A 23,522-nucleotide genomic window follows, 5' to 3' on the forward strand; every position below is an offset into this window, starting at 1 on the left:
CCGATGGCGGCGCCGCGCTCCTTCACGTGGACCCGCCGGGTCTTCCTCACCCTGCTGACCGGCTTCGTCCTGCTGCCGGTCTACGTCATGGTCTCCAGCTCGCTGAAGCCGCTCGAAGACGTCTCCGGCCGGTTCCACTGGCTGCCGGGCGATCTGACCATCCGCCCGTACATCGACATCTGGTCGACGGTCCCGCTGGCGAAGTACTTCGTGAACTCGCTGATCGTGGCCGGCACCGCGACCGTCTGCTCCGTCGTGATCGCCGTGTTCGCCGCCTACGCGGTCAGCCGCTACGAGTTCCGCGGCAAGCGCGTCTTCTCGGTGACCGTCCTGTCCACACAGATGTTCCCGGGCATCCTCTTCCTGCTGCCCCTCTTCCTCATCTACGTGAACATCGGCAACGCCACCGGCGTCGCCCTGTTCGGCTCCCGCGGCGGCCTCGTCCTCACCTACCTGACCTTCTCCCTGCCCTTCTCCATCTGGATGCTGATCGGGTACTTCGACTCGGTGCCCCGGGACCTGGACGAGGCGGCCCTCGTGGACGGGTGTGGGCCGCTGCGCGCCCTGTTCAGGGTCGTCGTACCCGCCGCGGTCCCCGGCATCGTCGCGGTCGCCGTCTACGCCTTCATGACCGCCTGGGGCGAGGTCCTGTTCGCCTCCGTCATGACCAACGACGCCACCCGCACCCTCGCGATCGGACTCCAGGCCTACTCGACGCTGAACGACGTCTACTGGAACCAGATCATGGCGGCCTCGCTGGTCGTGAGCGTGCCCGTGGTCGCGGGCTTCCTGCTCCTCCAGCGCTACCTGGTGGCGGGCCTGACGGCCGGAGCCGTCAAGTGACCGGCACGCCCCAGCCCGTACACCCCCGACCCGAAGGGACCTTCGTGACCATCGACTTCGCCGCACTCCCGGACGACTTCCTGTGGGGCACGGCCACATCGGCGTACCAGATCGAGGGAGCCGTGGCGGAGGACGGACGTTCGCCGTCGATCTGGGACACCTTCTCTCACACCCCCGGGAAGACCGACAACGGCGACCACGGCGACGTCGCCTGCGACCACTACCACCGCACCGCCGAGGACATCGCGCTCATGCGGCGCCTCGGCACCAACGCCTACCGCTTCTCCGTCGCCTGGCCGCGGGTCGTGCCGGGCGGCGACGGCCCGGTCAACGCCAAGGGCCTGGCCTTCTACGACCGGCTCGTCGACGACCTGCTGGCCGCCGGCATCATCCCTGCCGTCACTCTCTACCACTGGGACCTGCCCCAGGCGCTCCAGGACCGGGGCGGCTGGCCCGAGCGCGCCACCGCCGAGCACTTCGCGTCGTACGCCTCCGTCGTCGCCGAACGCCTCGGTGACCGCGTCGGCCACTGGGCCACCCTCAACGAACCGCTGTGCTCGGCCTGGATCGGCCACCTTGAGGGCAAGATGGCCCCCGGCTGGGAAGACCTGACCGCGGCCGTCCGCGCCTCCTACCACCTGCTCCTCGGCCACGGCCTGGCGACGGAGGCCATCCGCGCGGCGGCCCCGGACGCCCGGGTGGGCATCGTCAACAACCTCTCCACCATCCACGCCGCCACCGACCGCGACGAGGACCTGGCCGCCGCCCGCCGCATGGACGGCCACACCAACCGCTGGTGGCTGGACCCGGTCCACGGCCGCGGCTTCCCCGAGGACATGCGTGAGGTCTACGGCGTCGAACTCCCCGAGCAGCCGGGCGACATGAGGCTCATCGGTGCCCCCCTGGACTGGCTGGGCCTGAACTACTACTTCCCCCAGACCGTCGCCGACGACCCCACCGGGCCCGCCCCGCACGCGCGCACCGTCCGCCGCGCCGGCGTCCCGCGCACCGGCATGGACTGGGAGATCGACGCCGGCGGCATCGAGGACCTGCTGCTGCGCCTGACCGAGGAGTACGGGGCGCGCAAGCTGTACGTCACCGAGAACGGCTCCGCCTTCCCCGACGTGCTCCGTCCCGACGGCACGATCGACGACCACGAGCGCCGGGAGTACCTGACGGCCCACCTCGCGGCCTGCGCCTCCGCCGCCCGCAGGGGAGCCCCGCTGGCCGGCTACTTCGCGTGGTCGCTGCTGGACAACTTCGAGTGGGCGTACGGCTACGACAAGCGCTTCGGCCTGGTCCACGTCGACTACGCCACGCAGGTGCGCACGGTCAAGGGCAGCGGACACCACTACGCGGACCTCATCGGCCGGGCCCGGGGGAGGGGACGCGAGGCCGCCTGAGCGCCCCGGCCGCCCCTGCGCGGCGCCGTCCGCTCTGCAGGGGGGCGCCGTGCCGCCGGGCCGCCCTGTGCTCAGGCGTCCTTCCTGGCCACCCCGCCGTAGATGCCGATCGGCGGGGCGTCGGGACGGCGCTCTTCCTCGGGGCGCCAGTCCGTGACCCGGACCAACCCCGGCTCGACCATCGTGAAGTCGCCGAACAGGTCGCGGACCGCCGCGTGCGGACGCAGGTGGAGGGAGGCGCTGGCGTTGTCGTAGACGGCCGCCGCGCCCTCGCGCCGGTCCTCGTGGACGTCGCCCGTCGCGTGCGACAGGACGAGGTAGGAGCCCACCGGCAGTGCGTCGCGCAGCGTGGCGACGACACCCGCAGGGTCCTCCGCGTCGGCGACGAAGTGCACGACGGCCACCAGCATCAGCGCCACCGGCCGGTCGAAGTCGATGACCGCGCGCACCTGGGGGTGGTCGAGGATCGCACGGGGGTCGCGCAGGTCGGCCAGGACGACGGTGGTGTCCGGGTCGTCCGACAGCACCCGCGAATGGGCGGCGACGATGGGGTCGTTGTCGACGTACGCGACACGGGTCTCCGGGGCGAGGGACCGGGCGACCTGGTGCACGTTGGGCTCGGTGGGCAGCCCCGTGCCCACGTCGAGTATCTGGCGGACGCCGCCCTCGGCCACCACGTGCCGCACGGCGCGGTGCATGAAGTGCCGGTTGGCGAGGACACCCTCCCGCACCTCGGGCGCCGCCTTCATGAACTGCTCGGCGGCCCGCTGGTCGACCTCGTAGTTGTCCTTGCCGCCCAGGAAGTAGTCGTACATCCGGGCGGGATGGGGCCTGCTCGTGTCGATCCGGTCGGGGTGGGCGGCGTTCCCGCCGCCGCTCAGGGAGGTCATGCGGACCGGCTCCTCCTCACCTTGTGGGCCACCTGTGGCACCAGCGCGGTCGGCACCCGGACGAGTGCCTGTCGGACCATCATCCTGGCACGAGAGCGGACGCCGGCGGTGTCGGCGGGCAACGGCGGGCGTCGGCGGGCTCCGTCCGCTCCGGAACCCGCCGCCACCCTCAGACGCCCGCCGGCACCGCCGCCCTTGCCGCCGCACTCTCGGGGTGACGGACCGGCAGCACCGGCTCCGCCACCGGCGCACCGCCGTTGCATGCGAAAGGGGGCGTTCGCGCCGTCTCGGCGGAACGCGATCGAACCTGTCGGCGACCACTGGCAACGCCCTGTGACCAGCGGCGGAACCGGCTAGTCTGACGGCCTGACGATGCCGTTCCGCGTACGGAGGAGTGTCTTGTGACCGCCGGTATACCCCGACCCCGCATCGACACGAGCAAGCCGCACCCAGCCCGGGTCTACGACTGGTTGCTGGGCGGCAAGGACAACTACCCCGTCGACCAGCAGGTCGGCGAGACCCTCCCGGAAGAGGCACGGGGCAACGCGGCACGGAACCGGGCGTTCATGCACCGCGCGGCGGCCTGGCTGGCCAAGGACGGCGTCGACCAGTTCCTGGACATCGGCACCGGCATCCCCACCGAACCCAACCTCCACCAGATCGTGCAGGCCCTGCGGCCCGAAGCCCGGATCGTCTACGTCGACAACGACCCGATCGTCCTCCGGCACGCGGAAGCGCTGCTGACCAGCAGACCCGAGGGCGCCACCGATTTCCTCCTCGCGGACGTACGACAGCCCGGGACGATTCTCGAACGCGCCCGCGAGGTACTGGACTTCGACCGGCCGATCGCCCTCTCCCTGATCGCGCTCCTGCACTTCCTGCCCGACGACGAGGACCCCTACCGTCTCGTGCGCACCCTCGTCGAAGCCCTCCCCTCCGGCAGTTCCCTGATCCTGTCGCACGGCACCGCCGACCAGCACCCGGAGCTGCAGCAGGAGACCGAGGCCGCGTACAAGAAGGGGGCGATCCCGCTGCGGATGCGTACCCGCAGCGAGGTCGAGCCCTTCTTCGCGGGTCTCGAACTCGTCGACCCCGGCCTGGTGTTCGCGACGGAGTGGTACCGCGAGGAACCGGCGCCGGTCCAGGAACGCAGCGGCTTCTACGTGGGCGTGGCGCGGGTCCCCTGAGCGGCTCGGGTCGTCCGAGCGGTCCGAGCGGTACGGAGGGCCGTCCCGGGTCCCCGGGCGACCTTGACGCGAGAGCGAACCGGCCGATACTTGTGCGCAGCATGTGTCGGTCGGTGTCCGTGGTCGACGCGAGGCGGGGCAGAGGAGAAGAGACTCCGTGCCACGGGTGTCGGCAGTACGACCAGCAACCCATCCAGGGAGCCGCCGTGTTCGCGAACATGCCCACCGCCCTGAACCCCCTGCGAGCCAGAGTCCTTCTGGTCCTCGCCCTGCTCCTGGCCGTCCTCACCCCGACCGCTCCGGCGCTGGCCGCGGCGGAACAGCGGGCCACCCACCCCGGCGCTCAGGTGGTCGACGTCACCCAGGTCGCGGATCGGCAGGTCGACCTGTCGGTACGGTCGACGGCCCTGGGAGGCCGCACGGTCAAGGTCCGCCTCCTCACCCCCGACGGATGGGCCCCGCACGACCGGCACCACCGGCGGCACTGGCCCACCCTCTGGCTCCTGCACGGCTGCTGCGGCGACTACACGTCGTGGACGAGCATGACGGACGTGGCACAGACGGAGAGCCTCCGCGACGTCCTGGTCGTGATGCCCGAGGCCGGCTGGAACGGCTGGTACAGCGACTGGTGGAACCACGGCCGGGGCGGCGACCCGGCATGGGAGACCTTCCACACGAAGGAGCTGCGCCGGCTCCTGGAACGCGACTGGGGCGCCGGCCCCGACCGCGTGGTCGCCGGCCTCTCCATGGGCGGCCAGGGCGCCCTGCTGTACGCCGCCCGGCACCCCGGGATGTTCAAGGCCACGGCGTCGTACTCCGGCTCCGCACACCCCCTCCTGAACGACGAGTCGACCGCCCGCATCATGGGCTTCTTCGCCGGGCAGGACAACGACCCGCTCCGCGTCTGGGGCGACCCGGTCGCCCAACGCCGGATCTGGCAGGCCCACGACCCCTTCCACCTCGCGAAACGCCTGAGGTCCCTCCCCGTCTACCTCTCCTGCGGCGACGGCACCACCGGCCCCCTCGACCCGCCCGGCGCCACGAGCGCCCTGGAGGCCGACTTCAACCGCCAGAACCATGCGCTCGCGGCCGAACTGGAGCGCGTGGGCGCGCGCCACGTCACGACCAACTTCTACGGTCCGGGAACCCATGGCTGGGCATACTGGGAACGCGAACTGCACGCGTCACTGCCGATGCTGCTGGGGGCGTTGGGTGTCGACGGCAGGTGACCCGCATGGATGCCGGGACACGGAGCCCGTCGCCGTGCACGGCGGCTCAGAACCTCCACCGCGTGTGGCTGTAGACCCCGTCGTCCCGTCCGAACCCGTACGCGGTGACCGGGGCCACCGCGAACATCACCGCGTCTCCGCTCCGCAGGGAGTCCCCCATACCGTGGAAGGTGCCCTCGGACGACGTGATGTGGGCCCCGTACTTCGCCTCGTGCGCCCCGATCACCTCCTCCAGCACCGCGGGATCACTCACCCGTTCGGCCTCGCCCTCGACCACGAGATCGAACCCCTCAGTCAGTGAATTCCCGCCCGTGATCAAGGCGCAGTGCGCGTTGTGTGCCAGGTTCCGGGCCTTTTGCTCACCCGGCCCGGTGGAGAAGTACAGCACCCCGTCGTGCCACGCTGCGATCACGGGCGTGATGTGCGGCCCGCCACCGGGACGCATCGTGACCGCCCAGAAGATCTCGGCGGCCCGCAGCCGCCGCTGGGCCTCGGCCCACGGAACGGCGGTGACGTCGTCGGCGCCCGGACGTGGATGGAGCGCCGAGCTGTATCTGGCGTCGAGTTCGGTCGTGGGGTGCGCGGCGGACGGTCGTTGCACGGACATGGCAGTCTCCTTGCTCTCTTGCCCTCAACGACGGCCGGCCCGCTCCGAAATCATCGGTGGACGTCAGTCACTCCGACGGGCGTCCTCGCCCGTACAGGGTTCTCCGCGGCCTCCGTTGTCCGCCGGCAGGTCGCTCAGGGCGGAGGCGGACCGCGTCCATCGGCGGAGCGGCGAGGCGCCTCCCGCAGACCGGCCTTCGCTCGGCCCCGCGGCACCCGCGCCGTCGTCCTACGCCTCTCGCCTCTCCTTGCGCAGCAGCCGGGTGAGGCGTTCGCCGAGCACCCGGTCGTCGACGCCCACGCATTCGACGCCCAGCGCGGTCGCCACGTCGCGTACGTGAAGGTCGGCCAGGGCCTCGGTGAGCTCGGCGAAGGCGTCCGCCGCAGCGCGGCCACGCCGCACGCCCGAGGCGACGGCGACGACCCCGGCCAGTCCCGCGGGCCACCACCACAGCGCCAGCACCAGGTACCCCGCACCCCACGCGCACAGGCGGGCCGCTGCCGTCAGCCTGAGGCGGGCAGCCTGCAGTTCGGCACGCGTGCCGTCGGCAGCCAGGAGCCACAGGTGAGGCCAGGCGGCTGCCAGATCCAACCGCTGGGCGCGCCAAAGGCGTTGTGCCGGTGCGGCCAGGCGGTCGCCCGTCCAGAAGGGGTGGCGGGGCGGTGCCGAGGCGATGCGGTCCCGGTCGGCGCAACGGCGTTCGGCGATGTCGGCGAGCCGGTCGGCGTGGTCCGTTCCTTCGATGCGGGCCCGGCCCGCCGTCACCAGCGCCGTGCGGAAGGACGCGTCGGCCGCACGCCAGCGGCGCGACCGGCGGTCGGCCAGATACCGCAGCACCGGCCCGTGCGCCTGCGCGCACCAGAGAAGCTCCACACCCGTGCCCAGGGACTGGGCCGCAGCCCCGGTCACTGCGGCACCCGCCAGCACACCCGCCGCCACGAGGACGACGGTGCCGGCGCTGCGGGACGCGGGGGAGTGGGCGAGCGTGTCGAGCCAGGCCCGCAGCCGGTCGATGTCGGACCAGTGCTCATGGCCGAGTACCACGGCCGTGGTGACGGCAGAGAGGAAGAGCAGCCCCGGCAGCGCCAGCGCGGCCAGCCACCGTTCGGCGATCCGGCCGCCCAGCGCGCTGAGGAAGCCGCTGGTCACCGGAGGGGCACCGTGCGCAGCGGCTGGTCGAAGATCCGGCAGGCGGGGTGCGGGGCGTCGTCGTCCGGTGCCTCCACCCGCCCGCAGTGACCCCGCGGGCAGGCGAGCACGTGGAGGGAGGGACGCCCCTGCCCGGCGACCGGGAGTGGCTGGAAGCCGGGCGTGAGGGGAGTCGGGGTGGTGCGGTAGGAACCCAGGCCGGCGCTGTGCCCGGCCGCGAGCAACTCCTCCTCCAACTCGTCGAACGCGTCGTCGAGTTCCGCCGGAGCCCGGCCCGCACGCAGCTCGGAGGTGATGAACTCCACGAGCCGCAGGCCGTGTTCTCCGAGCGCCAGTGGCCCCGCCGTGTCCGTCAGCCGCAGGCACAACTCACCCAGCCGGGCGTGTCCGGCTCGCGGCGTGCCCCGCCCGTCAGTGTCGATCCCCACCGTTCCCCCTCGGACGCCGGATGCCGGTCGGCGGCGATTGTACGTCGGGGGACCACGTCGTACCGCTGACCACGTCGTACCGCTGACCGGCTCGGGAGCCGTACGACGACCTGGTCCGCCGTACGCCACCGCACCCACGGTCCGTTCGCTATCGTGAGCAGGGGCCGCGCAACGCCGAGAGGCCCGGTCCGGCGATGTGACACCGGGGGTGGGCGTGTTCGACGCGGGTCGCGCTCGAGCGGCGGACGGACGGGACGGGGAAGCGCGCGCCGATCGGCTGCTCTCCCACCACCTCAGGACGGGCGACCGGACCGCCCTCGACCAGGCGATCGCGCTCTACCAGCGGTTACTCACCTCGACGGAGCCGCACGCCGGACGGACTGCCGCGAGGGCCGCCGCCAACCTGATGGTCGCCCTCCAGACCCGTTACCAACTGCTGGGACACCCGGACGACCTGGAGGCCCTGGTCGACCTGGGCCGTGAACAGGCGGCGTGCGAACCGGTGAACGCCCAGGACGTACGGCTCCTGGGCCTCGCCTACCAGCAGAGGTTCGCGCAGTACGGGCGGCCGGACGACCTCGACCGAGCGGTGGACACCTTCGACCGGGCCGCCCGCCTCCCCCAGGAGCCCGAGACCGCGGCGCAGTCGCTCGGCGCACTCGCGGAGGTGCTGCACACGCGGCACAAGATCGCCGTCGACCGCGGCACGCCCCGGGCCGACCCCCTCACCACGCACCGTGGGCTGTCGGACTCCGCCGCTCCCGCTCCCGCCCCCACGGACCTCCAACGCGCGACGGACGTCCAACGACACGCGCTCCACGTGCTGCCGGCCGGGTCCGACGACCGACTCGGCTACCTGAGCAACCTGGGGGTGATGCGCCACGACGCGTATCTGCTCGAGGGCGATCTCGGCGCCCTGCGCGAGGCCCTCGACCTGTGGAGCACCGCACTGGAATCCGTGCCGCCCGGCGAGCCGGTCCGCCTGCTGGTCCTGCGCAACCTCACCCAGGCCCTGCGGGAGTGGTACGAGCACGCCCCGGACGAGGCCCACCGGACGCGGATGCTGCGGATCCACCGCACGGCCCTGGAGGAATGCCCGCCCGGCCACCCGGACCGCGCCGAACTGCTCGCCGGCCTCGGCATCGCCCTGCGTCTGGCCGCCGAGGACACCGACGAGGAGGCGCTGCTCGAGGAGTCCGCAGCGGTGCTGCGCGAGGCCCTGCCGTCGTTCCGCCCCGGCACCCCGCAACGCGCCAGGAGGCTGAACAGCCTCGGGAACACCTTGCACAGGCTGGCACAGATGACCGGTGCCGCGGCGGTGCTGGACGAGGCCGTCACCACCTTGCGGACCGCCCTCGCCGAGGAGGAGCCCGGCACGGACGCGTACGCCGGGACCCTGGCCAACCTCGCCGTCACCCTGCACGAGCGCGCCCTTCAGACCGGCGACCTGACCTCCTTGCGAGAGGCTTCCCGACTGGCCAGGGAAGCGCTCCACGCATCACGGAACCCACCGGTCCTCCAGGCCGGACGCCTCGGCAATCTGGGTGTGGTCCTGCAGAGCTGGCACGGCGCGACCGGCGACACCACAGCCGCCGACGAGGCGATCGACGTCGCCCGCCGGGCACTGAAGCTGACACCCGCGACCGGTCAGCCGCGCGCCGACCGGCTGAACCACCTCGCCAACGCCCTGCGGGCCCGGTACACGTCCACCGCCGACGTCGCCGACCTCGACGAGGCCGTCGGCCTGCTGGAGGAAGCCGCCCAGCAGGTCCCCTACGGCGATCCGTCGCTCGCCGTGATCCTCTCCAACCTCGGCTCCGCCCGACTCGCCAAGCACCACGCCACCGGCGCCCCCGGCGAGTTGGAGCAGGCCGTCAGCGAACTCGGCCGTGCCGTATGGGCCGTCGTCGAGGGCACCTCGACCCACGGCGCCTACCTGAAGTCGTACGGCGACGCGCTGCGCGCCCTGCACCACCGGGACGGTGATCCGGGAGTGCTCCGTGCCGCCGAGGACGCCTACCGGCAGGCCGCCGGCACCGGGGCCCTGCCCGCCCACGAACGGGCCCTCGCGGCCTGGGAATGGGGCGCCGCCGCCGGAGACGACCACCGCTGGCACGACGCCCTGCCGGGCTACGAACTCGCCCTGAGTCTCCTCCCGTTCGCCGCCTCTGGCCGACTGGTCCGCGGCGACCAGGAACGCGGCCTGTCCCGGGTGCGGGGCCTGGCCGCCGAAGCCGCCGCCTGCGCGGTCAACGCCGGCCGGCCGGAGCACGCGGTGCTGTTGCTGGAACAGGGCCGGGGTGTCCTGCTGGGCCGGACGATGGCCACCCGCGACGGGCTCGGACGGCTGCGCGGCACCCACCCGGACCTCGCCGACCGCTTCTCCCGCCTGCGGGAACGACTCGACACGCTGGAGGCCGCCGACGCCTCCGACGCAGCGGACGCCGCTGACACCGCCCGGGGCGGGCTGCCGCCCCGCACCACCGACCTGCGGCACGCCCTCGCGGCCGAGATGGAGCACGTGGTCGCCGAGATCCGCACCCGCCGCGGCTTCTCCGACTTCCTCGGCGCACCGACGCTGCGGGCGGTGCTGGACTGCGCCGACGAGGGCCCGGTGGTGCTCGCCTACTGCAGCGAGTTCCGCAGTGACGCCCTGGTCCTGCGGGACGGGGAAGTCCTCCTCGTCCCCCTGCCGTACGCCACCCCGCAGGCCGTCGGCGAACAGGCGGACCGGCTCGAGCGGGCGCTCGCCGACGCGGCCGACCCCGCCCGTGACCGGGCGGCCCAGCAGGACGTCAGCGAGGTACTGGCCTGGACGTGGGACCACGTCACCGGGCCCGTGCTCGACCGGCTCGGTATGCACGGACCCGCGCCCGAGGGCGGGTGGCACCGGATCTGGTGGTCACCGGGCGGCGCACTGGCCTCGCTGCCCCTCCACGCGGCCGGTCACCACGACGATGCCCGGGGCGCCGCACCGGACGGCGGACAGGTGGCGGCAACGACAGCAGCAACCGCGGCAGGAACGGGGACGGCAACGACAGCAGCAACGGCGGCAGGAACGGGGACGGCACCGGCGGCAGGAACGGCGGCAGGGCCGGGCCCACGGACGGTACTGGACCGGGTGGTCTCCTCGTACACGCCGACCGTCGCCGCCCTCCGGTACGCCCGGGCCCGGGCCGCCGCTCCCCGCCCGGGCGGCCCGGTGCTCGCCGTGTCCCTTCCGGACACACCCGGTGCCCGGCCGCTCCGCGGCGCACGGCGCGAGGCGGAGGTCCTGCGCGGCCTCCTGCCCACGGAGGTGCTGGCCGATGAACACGCCACCTTCGAGAAGGTGATGAACGCTCTGCCCCGTCACGCGTGCGTGCACTTCGCCTGCCACGGCGTCAGCGAACCCGCCGACCCCTCGAACGGCCGTCTCCTGGTCCACGACCACGCGACCCGCCCGCTGACGGTCCGCGCGATCTCCCGCCTGGACCTGCCGGCGGCACGGCTCGCGGTGATGTCCGCGTGCGAAACGGCGCGGGGAGGCGGCGAACTGGCCGACGAATCCATCCACATCACCTCCGCCTTCCAGCTCGCGGGGTACCCCAACGCCGTCGGGACGCTCTGGCCCGTGCACGACGCGGTGGCCGTCCGTGTCGCACGCCTCCTCTACCGGGAGCTGCGCACCGAAGGAGCCGGCGGCCGTCCGGAGCTGGACGACACCAGGACGGCCCACGCCCTGCACCGAGCGGTCCTCGGGTGCCGCGCCGCCTTCGCTGCCAGTCCCAGTCTGTGGGCGGCACACGTGCACGCGGGCGCCTGACGAGAAGGCCGGCGCGACACGGCAGCGACGACACGGCAGCGACGACACCGGCAGCCACGAACCCGGCAGAGACGAGGAGGCGGTCACGATGGCCCGATGGTGGCGGCGACGAGCCGCGGAAGACGGCGAGGCCGTGGGTGCCGAGCCGCCGCGGTCCCGACAGGAGCACGAAGACGGGCGGGAACACCGGCACGAGCCCGGGCACGAGTACGGGGACCGCCCGCCCGGACCGCCGCAACCGGGCCCGGACGCGCAGGAGCCCGCGCACGGTTCCGGGAACGCGCGACGGCTGTCGGGGGGACGCCTCACCCTCACGGACGTCACGGAGGGACAGCCGGAGCAGGAGATCATCAGCGTGCAGCTCTCCGCCGAGGAGATCCGCACGATGCGGGCCCGGTCCGCCATCGACACCCTGGGCCCCGAGCACCCGGACACCCTCGTCGCCCTGCGCGAACTCGCCGAGGCCCTGCTGTCGGTGCCCGGACGGGGCGCGGAAGCCGTCGAGCTGTACCAGCACGTGGCCCGCACCCAATGGACCACGCTCGGCGAGCGGCACGAGGAAACCCTGCGCACCTCCGCGGAGTTGGCCGGCGCCCTCCACACCACCGGCCAGCTGAGCCTCGCGGAGACGGCCTGGCGTGACACCTTCCGCGCCCAGGCGGAAACGCTCGGCCGGGACCACCCGGACACGCTGCGCAGCGCCACCCGGCTCGCGGCGGTACTGCAGGACCTCGGCCGGGCTCCCGAGGCCGAGCCGCTCGTCGGGGACGTCCTGGCACGCCGCGTCCGGCAGCTCGGCCGTGACCACCCCGACGTGCTGTCCACCACCAACGCGCACGCCGCCGCCCTGCTCAAGTGCGGCCGTCACCAGGAGGCCGAGCGCATCCTGCGCTCCCTCGTGCCCCGTCTGGAGGACCGGTACGGGCGCGACCACGAGAAGACGATCGCGGCCCGGAGCAACCTCGGCGCCGTCCTGGTCCGGCTGGACCGCCACGCCGAGGCGGAGGAGCAGATCCGTGCCGTCGTGCGGTCCACGGAGGCGACGTTGGGGCCGGACCACGACACCACGTTCACCGCGCGCAACAATCTCGCGGCCGTCCTGCACGCCCAGGAGCGCTACGAGGACGCCGTGCCGGTCCTGCGCGCGATCCTGGCCGGGCGTGCCGCGCTCCACGGTGACGACCATCCGATCACGGTCGTCACCCGGGACAACCTCGCCAACGTACTGATCGACGCGGGCCACCACGCGGAGGCCGCCGAACTGCTCGACCGCTGCGTACACGACTACCGCCGGTTGCACGGCCCCGGACACCCCCGTCTCAGGGCCGCCGAGGAGCGGCTGGCCTGGCTGCGCTCTCCCTGAGCCGAACGCGCGGCACCGTACGGAGTATCGTCCGCGTCCGAGCCCGCCCCCCTCCCGCTCCTTCCCGCCCACTCCCGCTCCACGACCCGAGGAGGCCCCCTCGTGACCGCCGTTCCGGAAACCCGACTGGCCCTCCTCCGCGGCGGCTTCTCCGACGCGAGGACGGCCTGCTGGACGACTGGCTGCTCGATCACGTGCGGGTTCCCCGGCCCAAGGTGTGCTTCGTTCCGACGGCGAGCGGCGACGCTCCCGCCTATGCGGAGCGCTTCCTCGACGCCTTCCGTCCACGTCCGTGCGAGCCCGGCGTCCTGTCCCTGTTCCGCCGGGAACTCGACGACGACGCCTTGCGCACGTTCCTGCTCAGCCAGGACGTGATCTACGTCGGCGGCGGCAGCACGGTGAACCTGCTGGCCGTCTGGCGCGCGCACGGAGTGGACCGGCTCCTGCGCGAGGCATTCGCCCGCGGGACCCTGCTCTGCGGTATCAGCGCGGGCGCCAACTGCTGGGCCGAGGGCTCGCACACCGACTCCTTCGGGCCGCTGACGCCCCTCGCCGACGGGCTGGGCCAGCTGCCGGGCTCGGTCTGTCCCCACTACGGCAGTGAGCCGGGACGGGGATCGTCCTACCGCGAGGCCGTGGCAGAGCGTGCCCTTCCTTCCGGTTGGGCCCTGGAGGACGGCGTCGGCGCCTTCTTCACCGACGGCCGTCTGACGGACGCCGTGACGCGCACACCCGAGGCCCGGTTGTATCGGGTGGAGCCGGACGGAGACGGCGAGGTCAAGGAGCAGACGGTGCCATGCCGTCTGCTCTCCCCGCCGCACAGCGGTGACACGGTGCCCGCCCCCGGCAGCCCGCCCGGTGGCCCTACGCGTAGGAGCCGACGGTGATCGAGTAACCGGCGCCGGTGCTGAGGCCGGGGCGGTTTCCACGGCCCTCTTCCGCGAGGAGTTCGGCGGTGAGGAAGACGATCTCCAGACTCGTGGTCCCCTTGACGAAACTCACGTCGTCGGGCGCGGCCTCGGGGTCCGGGCTCCATCCGTCCCGTCGGGCGGCTGTCCGGTAGTGCTCCGCCACTTCGGCCCGTGTACCGGGAAAGGCGTACGTCCGCTCGGCGTACACCATGACGTCACCGCTGTCGGACCAGCAGCCGGCGTCGACCTCCTCGAAGCCCCGGGCGACGGCGGCCCCGTCGGGCCGGGAGTCGAGGATGCCGAGCGCTGCCATCTCCTCGACCTCGGCGTCGGTCCCTTCGCAGTCCCGGGCGAGACCCATCAGCGTGCAGCCGGTGAGCACCGAGACCACCGAAACAGCCGCCAGGAGAAGAGCGGCAAGTCGGACCCGAGCGGTACGTAGGGACAAGGCGGGCTCCAGGCCGTAGTCCGGGGCGGCGAACAGCCCCCTGTCGGACGAAGACGTCTTCGCTGCGGCTCGGAGGAGCCATGGCCTGGGTCCGTCGGGCGAGGGTCCGGCTCGCCGAGCCGGTTGCCCGCCGACCCGAGACGCTCGGCCAGTTCTGGCTGCCTCGCACCGCTGCTCAAAATGAGCGGTGCGAGTACGCCCATGCCTACGCGGGAAGCGCGGGGAACACGATCACCGAGCCGTTCTCCTCGCGGGCGATTTCGATCGCCACATCCGTCGGTCGACTGTCGACCACGACGCCGTCACCCAGTTGGCGAATCCGGTGGGCCGCGCGCATCAGACGATCAACCTCCGCGGTCGTGAAGACGGGCCGCAATCCGCTCGGGCGCGCCAGCTCCAGCGTCGACAGGCGGACCAGTACGCCGGCAAGGCCAGACTCCAGGGCGTCGAGGCGTTGCTGGTCGCGCTTGAGGACACGGGTGAAGCTCTGGAACAGGTTGTCGGGATCGCCCTGGGCGTGCTCGACGGCCTGCAGGACGACGACTCGCCGCTTCAACGCGATGGCGAGGGCGGCGAGTTCCAGGTGGGCGCGGAAGACGCCCCCCTGGTCGTCGATTCCGGGGAACGACTTGGTCAGCGTGCCGAGATCGACGGTCTGGCCCTCGGGCAGTTTGTCGAGTGCGCTCTGCCACTTGGCAAGGCGGCGATCGACGGCGCCCAGCGCGGAGTTGATGGCGTGCACCGCCGAGTCCAGACCCAGCGAGACCCCGGGCCTGCCCTGGTCGAGCAGGATGGCGGTGGCCTTGTCGATGGCGTCCCGGCAGCCGTCGAGTGTGCTGTGCTCTTGTTCGAGCTCCTGCTCCTGCAGTTGCTCCAGCATTTCCGTGATGTGCTCGATGGCCTGCTGACGCTTGCCGTCGGCGTGCGCGCTCACCCCCACCGCCACGGCCATGAGCACGAGCGGCGCGGCCACGGTGAGCATCGCACTGCCACCGACCGCCACGCCCGCCGTCGCACCGGCTCCACCGACCGCGCCCGCCGTTGCCGCTTGACCGACCGGCACGAACGTCGAGGCACCGGCGATTTTCCCCGAAGAGTCCACGAGCGCACTACGGATGGCACCGGATGTGCCCTTCGCCGTCATCGGGCGAAGGCAGCCCTGACCGACCTGGGCGGCGAGCTTGGCCGGAATCACCATGCGGTACAGGCCTTCGCCGGTAGCCGTCGCCGTAGCCGCCGAGGAGGAACTCCGCGCTGATTGGGTGATGAGCTGCGACAGGTGCTGCGCCAAGGGGCTCGCGGCATCGAGCGGGATGCCCCGGCCGCGGTCGAGGCTGTCGGGCAGCGGATGTGCTTCCAGTGTGGCGATCGGCTCGTCGGCCAGGGCGGCCAGTGCCCCGCGCAGTTCGTCCAGGCGCCCGGCCGTCATCGGCCCGTCCCCGGTCAATGCGGGCACCCGGACATCTCCGGTCGCCAGCGTCCACACCGGAACGATTCCCTTGCGGTCGTCAGTCATCGTCTCCCCTTTTTCTCCTGCGACAGCCTACGGTCGGGGGTCGACCCGCAGAGCACGAACCTTGTGTGTACGTGCTAGGCGTGAGGCGTCGACTGCCCCGCCATGGCCCTCACGTTCTCCAGCAGCGCGTGCAGCAGTTTCGGTTCACCACTTGCGGTGCGTGCGGCCTCCGCATACGTCGGCCCGTGCTTGCCGTCCACGTAGCCCTCGCCCCGCGCGATCAGTTCGAGGCGGCGGGCGTTCCAGGCGGGCCAGTCGTCCTTGAGGTAGCTGTCGAGGTTGTCCTCGAAGACGGTGTGCGTCTCCTCGCCCGCGCTCGCGGGGCGGGCTTCGGCGGTGCCCCGCAGATAGTTGAGGATTTTCGCGTTCTTCGCGATGCTCTCCCGAAGGGTCGCCGCCTTCTTGTCGGTGTCCGCGTCGGCCACCTTCCTCGGCCCGGTGTCCGCGTCGAAGACCAGGTGGCAGCGTACGCCGAACCCGGTGAGGATGGCGTGGCAGAGGATCATGTTGCCCTTGCCCTCGGCGTTCACCACACAGATGCCTTCGGCACCGAGGCTCAAGCCCTGGCGCTCGGCGAAGGCCAGGAGGACGCTCTCGTCCGTGGCGCCCTCGACCAGGACGGCGACGTCGGCGAACAGTGCCTCGGCAAGCTCCTTGACGTACCGCGTGGCGCCTCGACGTGCGATGGACTTCTCCGACACGTGGTCCTCAAGGGACTGCCGAAGCTCCGTTTCGGTGAGGGCGCGCAGGCTCACCTCCGGATGCTCGCCACCGCTGACCCGATACAGCCTGCGGACCTGCTGGTAGTCGCTCGGGTCGATGAACACCGGGCTGTGCGTCGCGTACATCACCTGTGTCTGGCCCTCGGCGGACGCGACCAGGCTGCGCAACACCTGCGCGAAGACCCGGGTCTGCGCCGGGTGCTGGAACAGTTCGGGCTCCTCGATCGCCAGGCACAGCGAGCGCGTGCCGTTCTCGGGGCGGCGACACTCCGACAGGTACCTGAGCGCCGCGATGATCAGCGCACGCTGGAATCCGTGCCCCTGACGACGGACCGGTGTCAGAGCCGCCCCGTCACGGATGTTGACCGCGAACGCGGTCTTGGTCCGCTTGGGGACCTGTGCCATCGGTGTGACGACGACGTCCCGACCAGTGGTGAATCGGCCGACCTCCATGGAGAGGGCGCCGGACAGCCTCGCGAGCACCGGCTCGTAGATCTCCCTGTGCACCCTCTCGCGGGCCGCCTGGGCGTCCTCGTCGATGGCCGTGAACTGGGCCTCAGCCTCCGAGCGGTCGACGGCGTGCTCAAGGATCCGCCCCACCACGGTCGTCTTGTTGTCGTCGGTCTCCTCGTACGCCCGCAGATCGGCCGAGATGAAGACGAAGTCGATGAGCTTGCCGAGCAGTCCCTGGCCGGCGAAGCCGAAGAAGTGAGTACCCTCCACCTCGGCCTCGGCGAGTCGGTCGCGGTTCCTCGCCTCCCAGGACCGCATCTCCGTCTCGGCGGCGTCCCAGCTACGGACGGCGGGCAGGCCGAGTGCCGGGTCCTGGTCGCGTAAGGCCTTGTACGCGGCCGTTTTCTCCCGGCTGCCGCCGCAGTCCCGGATCCGCTCGAAGGGTGGATAGGCCAGGGCCTTGCCCGTGATCCGGTCCTCTCCGTTCTCCCAGGTGCGCCAGATACTCAGCGTGTTCATCCCGTCAGGCGCGTAGTGGCCGAGCATGGAACGGTCGGAAGCGGTGAGTCCGTCGAACTCGACCTCCACACGGATCCGCTTCGTCTCCGCTGCGGAGTGCACGTCCTCCTCGCTGAGGACGCCGCCTTTCTCACCATTGAAGAACCAGTCCAGCGCACGCAGCACGGTGGACTTGCCGACACCCGTCGGCCCGATGAGCGAGGTGATGGAGTCGAAGGAGACGTCGAGGCTGCGCAGACAGCAGAAGTTCTCGATACGAACGCGCTTGATCTTCATGGTCATCCTGGAGAGTGACGATGCGGAGCAACCGGGGCGGCGAGACGCCGACCGACCTCCGGGCATGCGGGTCAGGTGCTTCCGGCGATGTCCCCCCAGGCATCACCGGAAGCATGAGTACTCAACCACGTCCATGAAAGCAGCGTCAATCAATTCATCGCAGCCGTGCAGTGATTGCAGGTGGATGTTCCGAGCTTAGAAGCGTTAGACGGTGGTGATGCCGGCTTCGGTCAGGAAGGGGCTCGGCGCACCTGACCAGGAAACGGAGAGACTGTCCCGCGCACGCGTGCAGGCCACGAACAGCAGGCAGCGCTCGGACATCATGTCCGTCTCGTACTGCTTGGGGTCCACGTCGGGCGGCGTGACCGCCTTCGGGAACGGCAGCGCCTCGTCATTGACACCGATGACCGCGACGCAGCGGAACTCCAGCCCCTTGAACGAGTGCATGGTTCCGACCCGCACAGCCCCCTCCTCGCCCGCCGCGGAGTCGCCGGAAGCGTTGCGCAAGGACACTGCGGGGACACCCGCGTCCTTCAGGTGCGCCACGGCCTTCGCGCACGTCTTGTTGAACCGGGCGCTCACCCCGATCTCCCCGGCACCCACACCCGCGTCCATCCACGCCCGCACCTGACCGACCAGAGCGTCCAGTTCGGCCTCTTCACTTACCGCGCCCCGTACGGCGGGCCCGTCGCCGTGGAGAGCGGAGCGGTAGCCGAGCAAGGTCTCGTTGCGGCCCTCGTCCTCGAGCTGGGCGACCGGCCGGCCGATCAGCAGGGCCGTGGACCAGCGCAGGATCTCCTGCGTACTGCGGTAGTTCTTCCGCAGCTTCACCGACCGCCCTGCCACCCTGATGCCGAGCGACTTGAGCGACACCTTCGAGTCGTAGATACGCTGATGCGGGTCGCCCGCGATGAACAAGTCGTCAGGGCGGGCCGGAACGGCCGCGCGCAGCAGCCGCCACTGCGCCGGATGCAGGTCCTGCGCCTCGTCCACCACCACATGCCGGTACGGCGGCCCCTTCGCCTCCAACAGCCCCGCCGCCTCCACGCACGTCTGCAGCCAGGTCCGGCACCCGTCCGCCGCGAGACCGGCCGTGAACCGTTCCACCGTCTCCCATACCAGCGGCCGTTCGGCCGCCGTCAGCCTGCTGCCCCGGCCCCGCCGGTCAGCCGCCTCGTACTCGGCCAGGCTGCCGATGCCCTGGGCCAGGACGACATGCCGGTACTCCTGCGCCAGGAACTGCGCGCTGCCCGTGAAGCCCGTCGCCTTGGCGGCCTTGCCCCAGCGGCTGACCTCCTCGTTGCTCATCAGCGGCCGCAGCGTCACCGCGCCCGGAGCCTCCGCGACGACCCGGCCCGCGAAGCCGTCCACGGTCGAGATGTCGACCCGCTCGCGCAGCTCCGGATCCTCCACCAGGGACTCCAGACCCGAACGGAGGGCGTTGACGAGCGCGTTGGTGTACGTCGTGAGCAGGATGCGGTCGCCGTCCCGCAGGTGCCCGAGCAGGTGCTTGACCCGATGCAGCGCGACCACGGTCTTCCCGGTGCCAGGCCCGCCCGTGACCTGCGCGGGGCCGGAGTAGGACGCCCGGTAGGCCACCTTCCGCTGCGAAGGGTGCAAGAAGACCCGCCAAGCGGCGAAGGGCTTCTCCAGGATGTCCCGCAGCTCCTCGGGAGCCGTCACCAGAGCGATCCGTGCCCGGGTGTGCTGGATCGCGGTCTCGTAGTCCCGCGTGTCCACCGGCTGCGTGGACGCGTGGAGCGCCGGCGCCACGATGTCCTGCCAGACCTCCTCCACCGTGCAGCCCGAGGCCAGGTACTGCAGCACCTCACGCTGGTCCTGCGGCAGCAGCGGCGCGAAGACGTCCAGCTGTTCCTGGTCGACGAGCGAGCGTGCCTGCCGGAGCGTCTCGTCGTCGATGCCCAGCGCTTTGAGGTCCCCGTCGGAGAACTTCGCGAAGAGCCGTACCTTCGACGAGTGGTCCGCGACCCGTTCGTAGGCGGGCGTGATCTCGTCGAGGGTCGCCGCGTCCCGGATCTCAACGGCCCGCGTCACCTCGTTGATGCTGGACTTCTGCTTCATCGCCCAGGCGATGGCCTTGTCGTGCTGCATCACCCGCAGCAGGACGAAGGTGTCCCCGGTGGGCGGCGCGAGCACCACACCGCGCCAGAACTGGTCGATGCGGATCGTCCGGATCTGCTTGTCCTTCGCCTTCACGAGGCTCTCCAGCTTCAGCCCCTGACCCTTGAAGAGCTGGTCGAGAGTGAGCCGGTTGAACTTCTCCCAGGCGTCGAGGACGCCCTTCCTGACCGGGGGCTGGAGCTTGGGAAGCTCGGCGAAGAAACCGATGTCGAAGGCGAGCTGCGGCATGCGGAGATCCTAGTGCCCCGGCCGACCTGCGATACGAGCAAAGGCCAGGTCAGGCCGACGGACCGGTACCCTCGCCGTCGTCCTCGTCGAGATCGAGACGGATCACCGCCAGAGTCTCGGCCACCTCGGCGGTCAGCTCGTGGTTGGGGCCGAACACCACGCACAGATCCTGGTGCAGGGGCTCCAGGACGCCGAAGGCCTCGGCAGCACGCTGCTGCGCGAGGAGCAGCATGCCGATGTCGTGGCGAAGTTCCACCGCGTTCTCGCTGACGTCTCCGTCGATGGCGCGGACGGTCTCGAGGACGCCGTTCAGCCCGTCCAGCGCCTCGGTCACCTGGCCGAGTTTGCCGCGACAGCGCGCCGCCTGAGCCCGGCACCACAGTGCCTCTTCGCTGTTCGTCCCACTCACCCGTCCGTAGGCGTCGGCCAGCGCTTCGAACTCCGGCAACGCGGCCCGGTGGTCACCGGCCAACTGCCGGCTGACCGCCTGCCACGAACGCAGCCGCAGCACCGCCCTGCTCTCCGAGCCGAGGGACCGTGCGGCCGGCTCGATCAGCTCACCCACCACGTCGGCGGCCTGTGCGTACCGTTCCTCCTCCATCAGCGCCACGTAGTGCGCGTGGACCTCACGGATCTGCTCCCGCAACGCCTCCCGCTCGGCCGCGGGCACGACGGGCGGTGCGTCCGGGCCGACGACGGGGGCGGCGGCCCGCGCGCCGCCCGCGGCACCGGCGCGCGAGCGGGGCGCGTACGGCCGACGGAAGATTCCCGTCGGGTCGGGTACCCCGGCGGGCCCTGGCTCCTCCGCCGCGGACTCGTCGCCAGGCCCCGGCAGGAAGGGCTGCAGTCGCTCGTACACCTCCTGCACGTCCGCCGGACGCGCCTCGGGTGCCTTCAGGAGCAGGTGCAGGACGAGCTCCTCCAGACCCGCCGGTACATCGTCGCGCAGTTGCCGCAGCGGGGTCGGGGTCGCGTTGACGTGCTGGGTCATCAGCTGCCACTCGCTGTCCCCGCTGAACAACGTCCTTCCGCAGAGCAGTTCGTGCAGCACGCACCCCAGGGCGTACAGGTCGGTGCGCGGCGTGACCCGCGCGCCGCGCACCTGCTCCGGCGCCATGTACTGGTGCGTGCCGATCGGGCTGCCCGTCGCGGTCAGCTTGGTGACGTCCGTCTGGAGGATCGCCGCGATGCCGAAGTCCAGCACCTTCACCGTGCCGTCCCGGGCGACGAGGATGTTGCCCGGCTTCAGGTCACGGTGGACGACGGGCACGTCGTGCGCGTACGAGAGGACGGTCGCCACCTGCGCCGCCACGGCCACCGCCCAGCTGACGGGGAGCGGGTGGTCCGGGTGCACGTACGCGGTGAGCGGAACGCCGTCGACCAGCTCCATCACCAGGAACAGCTGCTCGTACGACTCGTCCAGCACCGCGTCGTACACCTGCGGTACGCCCGGGTGCTGGATCCGGGCGGTGACCCGCGCCTCGCGCCGGAACCGCTTCTCGAACTCCTCCGCCAGGTGCGGCGACGTCACGGCCTGCGGGCGGATGAGCTTCACGGCGACCGGCCGGTCCAGTACGGCGTCGTAACCGCGCCAGACGTCCCCCATGCCCCCGTTGTTGAACTGCTCCAGCAGCTCGTAACGCCCCGCGACCCGTCGTACGTCCGGCACCTGGTCCCCGCTCCCGCCCCGTCGAGTGTCCGAAGGGATCAGTCTCGCGGGCGTGCCTGCGTGCGTCCAGCCAGGTCGCCGGGAAGCTGCACGATCAGGTCAGGCCGGGCGCGGCGCACTCCGCCCACACGGTCTTGCCGGGGCCGCCCTCGGCACGGGGCGAGCATCCCCAGCGGTCGGCCAGCGCCTCGACGAGAAGCAGTCCCCGCCCGCCGTCGTCCTCGGGTACGGCGGCCGGGAGACGGGGGAGACGCTCGCCCCGCGTGTCGGTGACCTCGATGCGTACGGTGCCGGTGGCCGGGTCGGCAGTGAGCGAGAGGTGGAAGTCCCGGCCGGCGACGTGCCCGTGCCGTACGGCGTTCGCGCACAGCTCCGACGCGATGAGCGTGACGACGTCGTGCACGTCGGTGCCGTACGGAATCCCCCAGGCGTCCAGACGGTGCGCGCACAGGCGCCGGGCCAGGCGGGCGCCCCGCGGGGTGGAGCTGAAGCACATCGCGAACCTGTGCACCGTCAGGGGTGGTTGTGTTGCGGTCATGCACTCACGGTGGCCCTTGGTGGCCTAGCGTGACCAGTGGTGACGCGCTGACGTCGGGTCGTCGTACGGAGCGGACGCGGGCGCTGTACGTGGTGGTACGCGCGGAGAGGACAGGAGGCGGGGCGGTGACCGTGAGGGACGAGGAGCCGGCGGCGCAGCGGCAGCAGCGGCCGGAGGACGAGCCGGGGACGGGCGTGGTGACCGCGTTCGGACGGCAGCTGAAGCTGCTGCGCGTGCGGGCGGGACTGGAGCGGGCCGAGTTCGGCAAGAGGCTCGGCTACTCGGCGGACACGGTGGCGTCGATCGAGCAGGGGCGGCGAATCCCGCAGGCTCGGTTCATCGAGAAGGCGGACGAGGTGTTGGGGGCGGGGGGTGTGCTCACGGCGCTGAAGGAGGAGGTGGGGCGGGCTCAGTATCCGGCGTTCTTCCGGGACATGGCTCGGCTTGAGGCGAGAGCGACAGCGTTGAACGTGTACGCCCTGTACGCAGTGCCGGGTCTGTTGCAGACGGAGGACTACGCCCGAGCCGTATTCCACATGCAGCGGCCGCTGCTGGAGGACGATGTGATCGAACAGCGGCTCGAGGCGCGTATGGTGCGGCAGGAGATCTTTCGTCGGCGTCCTGCTCCGTTGATGAGCTTCGTGATCGAAGAAGCGGTGCTGCGCAGGCCGATCGGCGGCCGGAAGGTCATGCGTGAGACGCTGGAACAAGTCCTCCTCACGGGCCAGTCGAGGAACGTCGAGGTGCAAGTCATGCCGATCGACCGAGAGGACAACGCGGCATTGGGCGGCCCCTTCTCGCTGATCGACACCGACAACGGAAAGCGCCTTGCCTACGCGGAGGTTCAGGACCACAGCCGGCTCTACACCGACGCTGCCTATGTGCGCACCCTGGAAGCGCGCTATGGCATCCTCCGATCACAGGCGCTGACACCGAGCGAGTCAGTGGCGTTCATTGAGCAACTGATGGGAGACACATGAGCGTGCAGCACAGCAAGGCGGCTGTGCCCGAGGCCGCTTGGATCAAGAGCAGCTACAGCACGGGCAACGGTGGTGAATGCGTCGAGGTCGCCGCAGTCTCCGGAGCCATTCTCGTCAGGGACTCGAAGCGACCCGCAGTAGCAAGGATCGCCTTCGGCTCTGAGGCCTGGGACGGGTTCGTGCGGATGACCGCAGGGCGCTGAACTGATCGAAGAC

The 23,522-nt window shown here is 71.4% G+C and carries 18 protein-coding genes and 1 pseudogene; 9 read left to right on the top strand and 10 right to left on the bottom strand.

All coding sequences use genetic code 11. The annotated features are described in order from the left end of the window. Nucleotides 1-3 precede the first annotated feature (3 nt). Both Sdi02f_RS01665 and Sdi02f_RS01670 read left to right on the top strand, forming a co-directional pair. On the top strand, nt 4-843 hold the full coding sequence (locus tag Sdi02f_RS01665) for a carbohydrate ABC transporter permease (protein ID WP_031083022.1): 840 nt from the start codon (nt 4-6) through the stop codon (nt 841-843). A 44-nt stretch (nt 844-887) separates the two neighbouring features. Continuing rightward, nucleotides 888-2,246: a GH1 family beta-glucosidase gene (locus Sdi02f_RS01670; RefSeq protein WP_108932909.1), complete on the top strand. Its 1,359-nt coding sequence runs from the start codon at nt 888-890 to the stop codon at nt 2,244-2,246. Between the two features lie 71 nt (nt 2,247-2,317). Here Sdi02f_RS01670 and Sdi02f_RS01675 read toward each other — a convergent pair whose 3' ends face one another. Next, complete coding sequence (locus tag Sdi02f_RS01675; protein WP_031083018.1) at nt 2,318-3,136, bottom strand: SAM-dependent methyltransferase; 819 nt, start codon at nt 3,134-3,136, stop codon at nt 2,318-2,320. Between the two features lie 401 nt (nt 3,137-3,537). Between Sdi02f_RS01675 and Sdi02f_RS01680 the strand changes: the two genes are divergently transcribed. Then, nucleotides 3,538-4,323, top strand: coding sequence for an SAM-dependent methyltransferase (locus tag Sdi02f_RS01680; RefSeq protein ID WP_031083015.1), 786 nt, complete (start codon nt 3,538-3,540; stop codon nt 4,321-4,323). Nucleotides 4,324-4,529: 206 nt separating this feature from the next. After that, nucleotides 4,530-5,552, top strand: coding sequence for an alpha/beta hydrolase (locus tag Sdi02f_RS01685; protein WP_108932555.1), 1,023 nt, complete (start codon nt 4,530-4,532; stop codon nt 5,550-5,552). Nucleotides 5,553-5,598: 46 nt separating this feature from the next. Here Sdi02f_RS01685 and Sdi02f_RS01690 read toward each other — a convergent pair whose 3' ends face one another. The 3 genes from Sdi02f_RS01690 to Sdi02f_RS01700 all read right to left on the bottom strand — a co-directional run bounded on the left by Sdi02f_RS01690 (nt 5,599) and on the right by Sdi02f_RS01700 (nt 7,736). Then, nucleotides 5,599-6,159 carry a pyridoxamine 5'-phosphate oxidase family protein gene (locus Sdi02f_RS01690; RefSeq protein ID WP_108932556.1) on the bottom strand — a complete coding sequence of 187 codons (561 nt, stop codon included), beginning with the start codon at nt 6,157-6,159 and terminating at the stop codon, nt 5,599-5,601. Nucleotides 6,160-6,387: 228 nt separating this feature from the next. Then, entirely contained in the window at nt 6,388-7,308 is a 921-nt protein-coding gene (locus tag Sdi02f_RS01695; RefSeq protein WP_108932557.1) for a hypothetical protein, read from the bottom strand. After that, the gene (locus Sdi02f_RS01700) at nt 7,305-7,736 is read right to left on the bottom strand and encodes a hypothetical protein (protein WP_245962120.1); all 432 of its coding nucleotides are present in this window, start codon (nt 7,734-7,736) and stop codon (nt 7,305-7,307) included. The genes Sdi02f_RS01695 and Sdi02f_RS01700 overlap by 4 nt, the downstream gene beginning before the upstream one ends. Nucleotides 7,737-7,950: 214 nt before the next feature. On the opposite strand from Sdi02f_RS01700, the gene Sdi02f_RS01705 reads away from it, so the two are divergent. From Sdi02f_RS01705 to Sdi02f_RS01715, 3 genes and pseudogenes are all read left to right on the top strand, one after another. Continuing rightward, nucleotides 7,951-11,541 carry a CHAT domain-containing tetratricopeptide repeat protein gene (locus tag Sdi02f_RS01705; RefSeq protein ID WP_108932911.1) on the top strand — a complete coding sequence of 1,197 codons (3,591 nt, stop codon included), beginning with the start codon at nt 7,951-7,953 and terminating at the stop codon, nt 11,539-11,541. 88 nt (nt 11,542-11,629) lie between these two features. Continuing rightward, on the top strand, nt 11,630-12,904 hold the full coding sequence (locus tag Sdi02f_RS01710) for a tetratricopeptide repeat protein (protein ID WP_108932558.1): 1,275 nt from the start codon (nt 11,630-11,632) through the stop codon (nt 12,902-12,904). A 102-nt stretch (nt 12,905-13,006) separates the two neighbouring features. Further along, nucleotides 13,007-13,791 (top strand): annotated as a pseudogene (locus Sdi02f_RS01715) (Type 1 glutamine amidotransferase-like domain-containing protein). Here the strand turns inward: Sdi02f_RS01715 and Sdi02f_RS01720 are convergent. The 6 genes from Sdi02f_RS01720 to Sdi02f_RS01745 form a co-directional block, all read right to left on the bottom strand. After that, nucleotides 13,769-14,197: a hypothetical protein gene (locus Sdi02f_RS01720; protein ID WP_245962121.1), complete on the bottom strand. Its 429-nt coding sequence runs from the start codon at nt 14,195-14,197 to the stop codon at nt 13,769-13,771. The pseudogene Sdi02f_RS01715 and the gene Sdi02f_RS01720 overlap by 23 nt on opposite strands. 271 nt (nt 14,198-14,468) lie before the next feature. Beyond that, nucleotides 14,469-15,779 carry a hypothetical protein gene (locus Sdi02f_RS01725; RefSeq protein WP_031185992.1) on the bottom strand — a complete coding sequence of 437 codons (1,311 nt, stop codon included), beginning with the start codon at nt 15,777-15,779 and terminating at the stop codon, nt 14,469-14,471. 74 nt (nt 15,780-15,853) lie between these two features. Beyond that, a complete protein-coding gene (locus Sdi02f_RS01730) occupies nt 15,854-17,755 on the bottom strand; it encodes an ATP-dependent nuclease (protein WP_245962122.1) in 1,902 nt (633 codons plus the stop codon). Between the two features lie 198 nt (nt 17,756-17,953). Continuing rightward, nucleotides 17,954-20,119 (bottom strand): UvrD-helicase domain-containing protein, encoded by a 2,166-nt coding sequence (locus Sdi02f_RS01735; protein WP_108932562.1) that lies wholly within the window; start codon nt 20,117-20,119, stop codon nt 17,954-17,956. A gap of 49 nt (nt 20,120-20,168) precedes the next feature. Then, nucleotides 20,169-21,725, bottom strand: coding sequence for a serine/threonine-protein kinase (locus tag Sdi02f_RS01740; RefSeq protein ID WP_438363736.1), 1,557 nt, complete (start codon nt 21,723-21,725; stop codon nt 20,169-20,171). Nucleotides 21,726-21,882: 157 nt separating this feature from the next. Beyond that, a complete protein-coding gene (locus tag Sdi02f_RS01745; RefSeq protein WP_037800453.1) occupies nt 21,883-22,326 on the bottom strand; it encodes an ATP-binding protein in 444 nt (147 codons plus the stop codon). A 125-nt stretch (nt 22,327-22,451) separates the two neighbouring features. On the opposite strand from Sdi02f_RS01745, the gene Sdi02f_RS01750 reads away from it, so the two are divergent. After that, on the top strand, nt 22,452-23,306 hold the full coding sequence (locus tag Sdi02f_RS01750) for a helix-turn-helix domain-containing protein (protein WP_051909066.1): 855 nt from the start codon (nt 22,452-22,454) through the stop codon (nt 23,304-23,306). Then, the gene (locus Sdi02f_RS01755) at nt 23,303-23,509 is read left to right on the top strand and encodes a DUF397 domain-containing protein (protein WP_031185998.1); all 207 of its coding nucleotides are present in this window, start codon (nt 23,303-23,305) and stop codon (nt 23,507-23,509) included. Before Sdi02f_RS01750 ends, Sdi02f_RS01755 begins: the two co-directional genes overlap by 4 nt. The last annotated feature ends 13 nt before the right edge of the window (nt 23,510-23,522 follow it).

It is taken from the genome of Streptomyces ardesiacus, from assembly GCF_003112575.1.
GTDB classification, from domain to species: domain Bacteria; phylum Actinomycetota; class Actinomycetes; order Streptomycetales; family Streptomycetaceae; genus Streptomyces; species Streptomyces ardesiacus.

Bases quoted from the DNA above. Each gene is read 5' to 3' on its own strand.
- Sdi02f_RS01675 (WP_031083018.1), bottom strand. From the start codon at position 3,136: ATGACCTCCCTGAGCGGCGGCGGGAACGCCGCCCACCCCGACCGGATC.
- Sdi02f_RS01745 (WP_037800453.1), bottom strand. From the start codon at position 22,326: ATGACCGCAACACAACCACCCCTGACGGTGCACAGGTTCGCGATGTGC.
- Sdi02f_RS01710 (WP_108932558.1), top strand. From the start codon at position 11,630: ATGGCCCGATGGTGGCGGCGACGAGCCGCGGAAGACGGCGAGGCCGTG.
- Sdi02f_RS01665 (WP_031083022.1), top strand. From the start codon at position 4: ATGGCGGCGCCGCGCTCCTTCACGTGGACCCGCCGGGTCTTCCTCACC.
- Sdi02f_RS01740 (WP_438363736.1), bottom strand. From the start codon at position 21,725: ATGGGGGACGTCTGGCGCGGTTACGACGCCGTACTGGACCGGCCGGTC.
- Sdi02f_RS01725 (WP_031185992.1), bottom strand. From the start codon at position 15,779: ATGACTGACGACCGCAAGGGAATCGTTCCGGTGTGGACGCTGGCGACC.
- Sdi02f_RS01730 (WP_245962122.1), bottom strand. From the start codon at position 17,755: ATGACCATGAAGATCAAGCGCGTTCGTATCGAGAACTTCTGCTGTCTG.
- Sdi02f_RS01690 (WP_108932556.1), bottom strand. From the start codon at position 6,159: ATGTCCGTGCAACGACCGTCCGCCGCGCACCCCACGACCGAACTCGAC.
- Sdi02f_RS01755 (WP_031185998.1), top strand. From the start codon at position 23,303: ATGAGCGTGCAGCACAGCAAGGCGGCTGTGCCCGAGGCCGCTTGGATC.
- Sdi02f_RS01735 (WP_108932562.1), bottom strand. From the start codon at position 20,119: ATGCCGCAGCTCGCCTTCGACATCGGTTTCTTCGCCGAGCTTCCCAAG.